This window comes from Ameyamaea chiangmaiensis (genome assembly GCF_013376175.1).
Classification (GTDB): Bacteria; Pseudomonadota; Alphaproteobacteria; order Acetobacterales; family Acetobacteraceae; genus Ameyamaea; species Ameyamaea chiangmaiensis.
Genome location: NZ_JABXXR010000121.1, coordinates 1 through 8,602, shown reverse-complemented (window position 1 = coordinate 8,602; position 8,602 = coordinate 1). Strand labels below are relative to the sequence as shown.

Below are 8,602 nucleotides of genomic sequence, written 5' to 3'. Positions count from 1 at the left end.
GGCGACGGCCGAGATCTGCGGCGCGGTGTGCCAGCTTTCGATCGCCGCGACGCGGGCCACGGTGCCATGGCTGCCGATCACCAGCGGATCGCCGACGCGCACGCGCCCGCGCTCGATCCGACCGACAACGTATCGGCGGTTGTCGAAGCGATAGACATCCTGCACCGGCAGACGCAGCGGCAGATCGGCGCGCGACGAGGGCGCGGGGACGGCGTCCAGCGCCTCGGTCAGGGTCGGGCCGGTGTACCACGCCATCCGTTCGGACCGGGCGGCGATGTTGTCGCCTTCACGCGCCGAGGCCGGGACGAACAGCGCCGCCGTGATGCCCAGTTTGTCCAGCAGGGCGCCGGTCGCGCGTTCGCACGCGGCGATGCGTTCAGCGTCATAGTCCAGAAGATCGACCTTGTTCATCAGCACGATCACGTGCCGGATGCCGATCAGCCGCAGCAGCATCGCATGGCGGCGGGTCTGCTCCTGCGCGCCTTCCGCGGCATCGATCACCAGAACGGCGGCCTCGGCGTCGGCGGCACCGGTGATCATGTTGCGCAGGAACTGGCGGTGGCCCGGTGCATCGACGATGACGAACTGGCGCGTGCCAAGATGGAACGGGATGCGGGTGGAATCGACGGTCACGCCCTGATCGCGCTCGATCTGCAGACTGTCGAGCAGGAAGCTCCACTCGACCTGCAGGCCGCGCTTGCGGCTGGACTCGATGATCTGCGCCACACGGCCTTCGGGCAGGCTGTCCGTGTCGTGCAGCAGGCGCCCGATCAGCGTGGATTTGCCGTGATCGACATGGCCGACGATGACGATCGGCGTGGCAGCCGCACGGGGGAGGAGGGTCTCGCTCATGGTGTGGTGTCCTTCACGCGTGCGATCAGAGGTAGCCTGCGACGCGCAGTCGCTCGAACGCATCCTCGGACTCGTGGTCCATGGCGCGGCCGGCGCGCTCGGAGGTGCGGCTGGTCTCGAGCTCGGCGATGACCTCGGCGATGGTCGAGGCGGTGCTGTCGACCGGATTGGTGATGTCCTGATCGCCCAGCGAGCGGTAACGCTTGCCGTTTCTGGCGAAGTACAGGTCCACCAGTGGAATGTTCTCACGCTCGATGTAGCGCCAGATGTCGATCTCCCGCCAGGCCAGCAGCGGATGGACGCGGACATGCACGCCCTCCTCATGCGGGGTGGCGTACTGGTCCCAGAATTCCGGCGGCTGGTTGCGCACGTCCCATTTGTGGCTGGCGCCACGCGGGGAGAACACGCGTTCCTTGGCGCGGGTCGCCTGTTCGTCGCGACGGATGCCCGCGATCACCCCGGCCAGCTTGTATTTCTCGATCATTGCGGCCAGACCGGCGGTCTTGCGCGCCGCCGACCGCGCGGCCGGCGGCAGGGAGGGGTCGATCTCCTCCACCGGCGGGCAGTCGCCCAGCAGCAGGTCGAGGTTCCATTTACGGGTGTATTCGTCGCGAAACGCGTACATTTCGGGGAATTTCTTGCCCGTATCGACATGCATGACCGGGAACGGTACGCGGCCCAGGAACGCCTTGCGCGCGAGCCAGACCATCACGTTCGAATCCTTGCCCAGCGACCAGAGCATCGCGAGTGGCCGCAGCGTGCGGTAGGCCTCTCGCAGGATGAAGATACTCTGGGCCTCGAGCTGGTCGAGGTCGTCCATGATGCGGGTCGTGTCGGTCTGGGTCATGATGCGGACAGTCTGTTGCAGGAGGCGACGGGGCGCGTCTGAAGAACGGTAAGGAAACGCAACATCGTGTTGCGCGACGGTGTGTCAGCCGGAGGTGGGGGTGCGGTGAATGCCGCATTCGAGCTTCTGGTGCGTCAGGTGGGCCCAGCGGCCGGCCCGCGCGTCTTCGCCGTCGCGCACGGGGCGGGTGCAGGGGGCGCACCCGATCGACGGATACCCGCGCGCGCTCAGCGGATGGCGGGGGACGCCAAGTCGGGTCATCTCCGCGTCGATCTCTTTGGGCGACCAGGCCGCCAGCGGGTTGATTTTCAGCCGACCGTCCGACGTCGTCTCGACGGTCGGCAGTGCCTGACGGGTCAGGGCCTGGCCGCGCTTGCGGCCGGTAATCCACGCGTCAAACGGGATAATTGCGTCGTCGAGGGGTTCAACCTTGCGCAGGGTGCAGCACGCGTCGGCGTCGAACGCCCAGAGTTGCCCCTCCGGATCGCGTGCGGCGACGGCGGCGGGCGCGGGCGCGATGGTGCGGACGTCGCGCAGACCAAGCCACGACGCGAGGTCGTCGCGATAGACCAGCGTCTCGGGAAAATGCTGCCCGGTTTCGAGAAACAGCACGGGGACGGCCGGGTCTACCTCGGCGGCCATCGCCAGCAGAAGGGCGGATTCCGCTCCGAATGACGAGACGAGCGCCACCCGGCCGCGCACCGGTCCGGTCAGGGCTGCGTGCATCAGGCGGCGCGCGTCGGTTCCGGCGGCGTGCAGGTCGGTGGTGACGGAGGCGATGTCGTCCAGCATGTCCGGCAGGCACTTTCAGGTGCGTGGCATCTACTGGACGAGCATATACCCCCTCAGGACAAGGGTTTCAATATTATCGCGAAAAAAATTCGTGTAATTCAGCTATGCGCGCTTATCGACTCATCAGAACTGTGATTTCCGCTTTTTCCAGCACGTGACGCGTAACGCCGCCCAGAATGAGCTGGCGAAGGCGCGAGTGCGAGTACGCCCCCATGCACATCATGTCCGCCCCGAACTCGGTCACGGCAGTGAGAAGGCCGGCACCCACATCGCCGTTGATCGGCGCGAACGGCACAACATCGGCAGGGATGTCATGGGCGCGCAGATATTCCGTGACCTCCAGCCCTTCGGGTCCGCGCCGTTGATAGGACGGCGAGAACAGGACGCGCACCGCCTCGGCCCGTGCCAGCCAGGGCAATGCGCCGCTGAGGGCGGCGGCGGATTCGGCCGTTCCGTTCCAGGCGACGCAGATGCGGCGTCCGGCGTGGGTCGGCGCGCGGCGGGGGGCGATGATCACCGGTCGGCCGGAATCGAACAGGACGGCGTGCAGCGTCTCGGAGGACGAGACCTCGTCGCCGGAATCGGGGTGGGGCACGATGGTCATGTCCGACAGGCGCGCGCGCCACGTCACCATGTCGTGCTCCGCACCGGGCAGGATCTGGAAGCTGGCGCTGGCGCCTGCCGGATAGGGGGCGGCGTGTCCACAGACGACCACGCCGGTCGTGGTCGCGAAATCCTCGAAGCGCGCCCGAACGCCCTGGGCGCGGCGTGCGCTTTCCCGTTCGGCGGCGGACATCATTTCCTCGACCATTGCGCCGGACAGACCTTCGCCCGCCAGCGGCGCGACCTCACGGCTGTCGGCCTGAACGTGAACCGCCTGAAGATGGGCGTCGAACTGTTGTGCGAAGATCAGCCCGGTGGCCAGCGCCGCATCGGCGTTGGGCGTGCCGTTCAGTGGGATCAGGATCTTCTGAATGTCCTTCATGTGCTGGATCTCCCTGGTTTTTCTTGAACGATGTTGAAAGGTCAGACGGATTCAGGCGCGGACGCGCGGACACGACAGGCGACGGACACGACCCATGACGCGCGCAGCCAGCCACTCCGCGCGATGGGGCCGATGGCCGCCGTCACCCGAATGGATCAGGGGTAGAGACGGGTCGCCGTCGGTGTGCCGCCGTTGGTGAAGTCCCACACGGCCCGGTCATGCAGCCGGTACGGATAATCCTGCCAGAATTCCATGGCATCAGGCGAGAGGCGAAAACCGGACCAGTTCGCCGGTCGCGGAATCACGCTGTCTTCGGCGGGATACCGCGACCCCAGTTCGGCCACGCGCGCCTCGAAGGCGGCCCGGTCCGCCAGCGGGCGCGACTGGTCCGACGCGATCGCGCCGAGGCGGGAGATACGCCGGCGGCTGGCGAAATAGGCGTCGGCCTCGGCTTCGGTCACGGGCAGAAGGGGCCCTTCGATACGAATCTGGCGGCGCAGGCTTTTCCAGTGGAACAACAGCGCCGCGTGGGGATTGGCTGCGATCTCGTCGCCCTTGCGGCTTTCCAGATTGGTGTAGAATACGAACCCCGCCCGGTCCCAGCCTTTAAGCAGCACCATGCGCGCCGAGGGGCGGCCACCGGGGGTTGCCGTCGCCAATGTCATGGCGTTGGCGTCGTTGGGTTCCGCGCGTTCCGCCTCTGCCATCCACTGGCCGAAGAGCGTGAACGGATCGGCGTCGAGCGCGATCAGGGGGACAGTCATGCGTGGTCTTCCTTGTGGCCCGAGTGGCCGGTGGGTCGGGCGGTCATTATGCACGGCGAGCGTGGGGGCAGCATTGTGGCACGTCAATGCTTTTGCCCTTGTTTACAGGCCTTCATTATGCGACCACGGCGCAGTTTTCGGCGGTCCGTGGCAATCGGGCGGCCCATGAGCAGACACGCACGGTCGGGGAATTTCGGGACATGTCGGACGACGCATCTTCGCAGCCACCCAAGGGCACACTCATGCAGGGCAAGCGCGGCGTCGTCATGGGCGTCGCTAATGACCGCTCCATCGCCTGGGCCATCGCACAGGCGGTCGCAGCCCAGGGGGGCGAGATCGCGTTCACCTACCAGGGCGAGGCTCTGGGCAAGCGGGTGACCCCGCTGGCGGCCAGCATCGGGTCCACCCTCGTCCTGCCGTGCGACGTCTCGTCCGACGAGGCGATCGACGAGACCTTCTCGGCCATCGAAAAGGAGTGGGGCAGGATCGACTTCGTCGTCCACGCCATCGGCTGGGCTGACAAGCAGTATCTGCGCGGCCGGTTCGCCGACACCCCGCGCGAGGCGTTCCTGACCGCGCTCGACATCTCGTGTTACTCCTTCGTCGCGGTCGCCCGTCGCGCGGCGGCGATGATGAACCCCGGCGGATCGCTGCTGACCCTGTCCTATCTGGGTGCGGAACGCGTGATGCCGCATTACAACGTGATGGGCGTGGCCAAAGCGGCGCTCGAGGCTTCGGTGCGCTATATGGCCGCCGATTTCGGTCGCGATGGCCTGCGTGTGAACGCGATTTCCGCGGGCCCGATCAAGACGCTGGCCGCCAGCGGCATCGGTGATTTCCGCTACATTCTGAAGTGGAACCAGTACAACGCGCCGCTGGAACGCAACGTGGCGCTGTCCGAGGTCGGGGGCGCGGGTCTGTATATGCTGTCCGAATTGTCGGGCGGCGTGACGGGCGAAGTTCACCACGTCGACAGCGGCTATCACATCGTGGGGATGAAAAACCCGACGGCGCCCGATATCGCGGTCGCCGGCGATTGATCGGCGCGCGCCATGTCGCATAACAGTTTCGGTCACCTGTTTCGGGTCACCACCTGGGGCGAGAGCCACGGCCCGGCGATCGGTTGCGTGGTGGATGGATGCCCCCCGCGCCTGCCGCTGTCCGAAGCCGATATCCAGCCCTGGCTCGACCGTCGCCGGCCGGGACAGTCGAAATTTACCACCCAACGGCAGGAGCCGGACCAGGTGCGCATCCTGTCCGGCGTGTTCGAGGGTCAGACCACCGGCACGCCGATTGCGCTGCAGATCGAGAACACCGACCAGCGCTCGCGCGATTACGGCGACATCGCCACGCGGTATCGGCCCGGTCATGCCGATGTCACCTACGACCTGAAATACGGAATCCGCGACTATCGCGGCGGCGGCCGATCCTCCGCGCGCGAAACCGCCGCGCGCGTGGCGGCGGGTGCCGTGGCGCGGGCGATCCTCGGGCCCGATGTCGTGATTCGCGCGGCCCTGGTGCGGATCGGTACGATGCCGATCGACCCCGCTCGCTGGGACTGGGACGAAGTGAACCGCAACCCGTTCTTCTGTCCGGACGCGGCGATGGTCCCGGCATGGGAGGCCTATCTGAATGAGGTCCGCAAGGCCGGGTCGTCGATCGGCGCGGTCATCGAAGTGCGCGCCGAGGGCGTGCCGCCGGGTCTGGGGGCGCCGATCTACGGCAAGCTCGATGCCGATCTGGCGGCCGCGCTCATGAGCATCAACGCGGTCAAGGGCGTGGAGATCGGGGACGGGTTCGGCGCGGCCGAACTGACCGGCGAGCAGAATGCCGATCCGATGCGCATGCTGCCGGCCGAAGCCGGGTCCAACGCCGGTGGCCGCCTCGCGTTCGGATCGAACCATGCGGGCGGCATTCTGGGCGGGATCGCGACCGGTCAGCCGGTGATCGCGCGCTTTGCCGTCAAGCCGACCAGTTCGATCCTGACGCCCGTCCCCTCGGTCACGCGCGACGGCGAGAACGTCGACGTCATGACCAAGGGGCGCCATGACCCGTGCGTGGGCATTCGTGCCGTGCCGGTGGGCGAGGCGATGACGGCCTGTGTCCTGGCCGACCATCTTCTGCGCCATCGCGCGCAGATCGGCTGAGGCCCCCGGCGATTTTCCGACCCGAGGGTGGATTCGGGCCAGCGCGCACCCCATGTCTGGGTGTGTTGCAGGACGCACCGCTAGCGTGAGGGAGAACGCCATGGCGACCGGATGGGCCCCGGACGGGGCCGTGCAGGACCAGATCGACGATACGGTTGCAGACGGTGTCAATCGCGCGCGTGCGCGGATGGTGTCGGGCGAAAGCGCGCTTCAGTGCCGCGAGTGCGGTGAGGATATTCCCGAGGGCCGCCGACAGGCCCTGCCGGGCGTGAAATTGTGCATCGCGTGCCAGTCAGAGCGCGACCGGCAGCCGGTCTTCTCGGGCATCAACCGGCGCGGCAGCAAGGACAGCCAGTTGCGGTGACGGCGCGAGGGCGCGGCGTATCCGGCGGTTCAGAGGCTCGGCGTAGTATCGGTTTGTGAGGGCTGCGAGCGCACATGACCCCGCGAGGAACAGCACCAGCATCGCGGGCCGTGCGAGCCCGGTCGCGGCGAGTGACGAGGCCGGCCATACGCTGCGCAAGGCGCCCAGAACGATCAGATGGAAGAGATAGAGCTCGTAGCTCAGCCGTCCGGTCCATTCGACAATGCGCGCAATGAGCGGGCGGCCGGAAAGACTGCGCCCGCCCGGCGCACTGGCCGCGAGAAGCAGCACCGCCGTCCCCGCCGCCATGGCGGACACCCCCCAGATATTGGTGTCCCCGATCGAGCGATAGAGGTAGAGCGCCACCATGGCGGCTATGGTGACGACGGTCACGACGCGCCATGTGCCGCGTGACAGGCTCCATCGCCCGGCGATGATGGCCGCGATGGCGCCGATGGCAATGCCGTCGAACGATGCGAAATAGGCGAACAGGAAGCCGGATTCGTCGTCCTGATGCGCGGCGCGATAGAACGGCCCGACCAAGACGATGATGCTCCAGAACGCCACGATCAGGACCGGTCGGCGCAGCAGAAGGACCACGATCGGAAAAGTGACGTAGAACACTTCCTCCACCGACAGCGACCACAGAACGCCCAGTGCGTAATTGGCCCAGCCATGATGCGCGATAAAGACGTTCACGGTGAACGTCAGTGCCGCGAGCACGGCGTGCAGCAGTGCAACCGGCGACGACAGCCCGGGAATGTGCGTGGCGAAGATCGGCACGCCCGCGAGTGCCAGAGCGGAGACCACCGCCAGCAGCAGGACCAGACAGGGCAGGATCCGCGCAACACGGAACACGTAGAACGCCCGGGCGTCCAGCGCGCCGAGGTGCCCCCAGCGGGCACAGGCGCGCCGCGTGATCAGGAACCCCGAGACGGCGAAGAACAGCGTGACGCCGTAATTGCCGTTGCGCGCGATCGCCCGCACGGCATCGTGCGTCAGCACCGTGCCCAGTGCCGACTGGCCCAGCGGGTAGGCAATGCAGAAATGGTGGAACAGCACCAGAAGAATGGCCACGCCGCGCAACAGGTCGATCGCGTTGTTGCGGTCGTGCGGCGCGGCCGACCTGACTCCTGATAACGACATGAACGCTCCGGGTCCGCAATGACGCGGCCATGGTTGCGGAACGATCATGGCGCTTTCAGGGCCCGGAGCCGCATGGGCCACTGGTCCCGGGACAGCCAATGGCCCCGGGCCAGCGGGATGTCGTCAGCCGTTGAGCGTGGCGTCGAGCGTGATCTCGGCCCGGAACAGCTTGGACACCGGGCAACCGGCCTTGGCCTTGGCCGCGAGTTCGGCGAACTGTTCGGCCGTGGCACCGGGCACCGTGCCGGTCAGGACCAGCGCGACCTTGCTGATCTCGAACCCGCCATCGGTCTTGTCCAGCGAGACGGTCGCCTTGGTGTCGAGTGCCGTTGCCGTAAGGCCGGCCTCGCCCAGGATCAGCGACAGCGCCATCGTGAAGCAGCCCGCGTGCGCGGCGCCGATCAGTTCTTCGGGATTCGTGCCGTGGCCGCCCTCGAACCGTGTGTTGAAACCATACGGATTGGCCTGCAGCGCGCCGCTCTCGGTCGTGATCGTGCCCTTGCCGTCTTTCAGGCCCCCCTGCCAGTGGGCGGAGGCGTGCTTTGTGATCGCCATGACGTCTTCCTTTTGCATCTTCGGACTCGGACGGCGCGCGGCCACGGCCGCATCTCAGGCCACGGGTGTGCGGGCGTCGTCCTGGGTGCAAGCGCCGAACCGGCCCAGAAGTTCGTCTCGATAGGCCGCGCGGGCGGCGCTGCCCGCGAC

Annotated in this window: 10 protein-coding genes; 3 read left to right on the top strand and 7 right to left on the bottom strand. The window is 67.1% G+C overall.

The window, feature by feature from the left end:
• From HUK82_RS12555 to pdxH, 5 genes are all read right to left on the bottom strand, one after another.
• Nucleotides 1-852 (bottom strand): GTP-binding protein (locus HUK82_RS12555; protein ID WP_176614290.1); only part of this gene is annotated, 852 nt, incomplete at its 3' end.
• 25 nt (nt 853-877) lie between these two features.
• Nucleotides 878-1,672, bottom strand: a complete 795-nt coding sequence (cysD, locus tag HUK82_RS12550; RefSeq protein ID WP_176614291.1) for a sulfate adenylyltransferase subunit CysD — start codon at nt 1,670-1,672, stop codon at nt 878-880.
• A gap of 111 nt (nt 1,673-1,783) precedes the next feature.
• A complete protein-coding gene (locus HUK82_RS12545) occupies nt 1,784-2,491 on the bottom strand; it encodes a phosphoadenylyl-sulfate reductase (RefSeq protein ID WP_176614289.1) in 708 nt (235 codons plus the stop codon).
• 112 nt (nt 2,492-2,603) lie between these two features.
• Entirely contained in the window at nt 2,604-3,476 is an 873-nt protein-coding gene (locus HUK82_RS12540) for a universal stress protein (RefSeq protein WP_176614288.1), read from the bottom strand.
• 155 nt (nt 3,477-3,631) lie between these two features.
• Nucleotides 3,632-4,240 (bottom strand): pyridoxamine 5'-phosphate oxidase, encoded by a 609-nt coding sequence (gene pdxH / locus HUK82_RS12535; RefSeq protein WP_176614287.1) that lies wholly within the window; start codon nt 4,238-4,240, stop codon nt 3,632-3,634.
• A 200-nt stretch (nt 4,241-4,440) separates the two neighbouring features.
• Here pdxH and fabI point away from each other — a divergent pair, with 200 nt between their 5' ends.
• From fabI to HUK82_RS12520, 3 genes are all read left to right on the top strand, one after another.
• Entirely contained in the window at nt 4,441-5,280 is an 840-nt protein-coding gene (fabI, locus tag HUK82_RS12530; RefSeq protein ID WP_176614286.1) for an enoyl-ACP reductase FabI, read from the top strand.
• Nucleotides 5,281-5,292: 12 nt separating this feature from the next.
• Nucleotides 5,293-6,387 (top strand): chorismate synthase, encoded by a 1,095-nt coding sequence (gene aroC, locus HUK82_RS12525; RefSeq protein WP_176614285.1) that lies wholly within the window; start codon nt 5,293-5,295, stop codon nt 6,385-6,387.
• Nucleotides 6,388-6,487: 100 nt separating this feature from the next.
• On the top strand, nt 6,488-6,751 hold the full coding sequence (locus HUK82_RS12520; protein WP_176614284.1) for a DksA/TraR family C4-type zinc finger protein: 264 nt from the start codon (nt 6,488-6,490) through the stop codon (nt 6,749-6,751).
• Here the strand turns inward: HUK82_RS12520 and HUK82_RS12515 are convergent.
• Both HUK82_RS12515 and HUK82_RS12510 read right to left on the bottom strand, forming a co-directional pair.
• Entirely contained in the window at nt 6,680-7,897 is a 1,218-nt protein-coding gene (locus HUK82_RS12515; RefSeq protein WP_176614283.1) for an acyltransferase family protein, read from the bottom strand. The genes HUK82_RS12520 and HUK82_RS12515 overlap by 72 nt on opposite strands.
• Nucleotides 7,898-8,020: 123 nt before the next feature.
• A complete protein-coding gene (locus tag HUK82_RS12510; protein ID WP_176614282.1) occupies nt 8,021-8,452 on the bottom strand; it encodes an OsmC family protein in 432 nt (143 codons plus the stop codon).
• Between the last annotated feature and the right edge of the window lie 150 nt (nt 8,453-8,602).

Coding starts and splice junctions, on each gene's coding strand:
- aroC (WP_176614285.1), top strand. CDS start 5,293: ATGTCGCATAACAGTTTCGGTCACCTGTTTCGGGTCACCACCTGGGGC.
- HUK82_RS12520 (WP_176614284.1), top strand. CDS start 6,488: ATGGCGACCGGATGGGCCCCGGACGGGGCCGTGCAGGACCAGATCGAC.
- HUK82_RS12540 (WP_176614288.1), bottom strand. CDS start 3,476: ATGAAGGACATTCAGAAGATCCTGATCCCACTGAACGGCACGCCCAAC.
- HUK82_RS12545 (WP_176614289.1), bottom strand. CDS start 2,491: ATGCTGGACGACATCGCCTCCGTCACCACCGACCTGCACGCCGCCGGA.
- pdxH (WP_176614287.1), bottom strand. CDS start 4,240: ATGACTGTCCCCCTGATCGCGCTCGACGCCGATCCGTTCACGCTCTTC.
- fabI (WP_176614286.1), top strand. CDS start 4,441: ATGTCGGACGACGCATCTTCGCAGCCACCCAAGGGCACACTCATGCAG.
- HUK82_RS12510 (WP_176614282.1), bottom strand. CDS start 8,452: ATGGCGATCACAAAGCACGCCTCCGCCCACTGGCAGGGGGGCCTGAAA.
- cysD (WP_176614291.1), bottom strand. CDS start 1,672: ATGGACGACCTCGACCAGCTCGAGGCCCAGAGTATCTTCATCCTGCGA.
- HUK82_RS12515 (WP_176614283.1), bottom strand. CDS start 7,897: ATGTCGTTATCAGGAGTCAGGTCGGCCGCGCCGCACGACCGCAACAAC.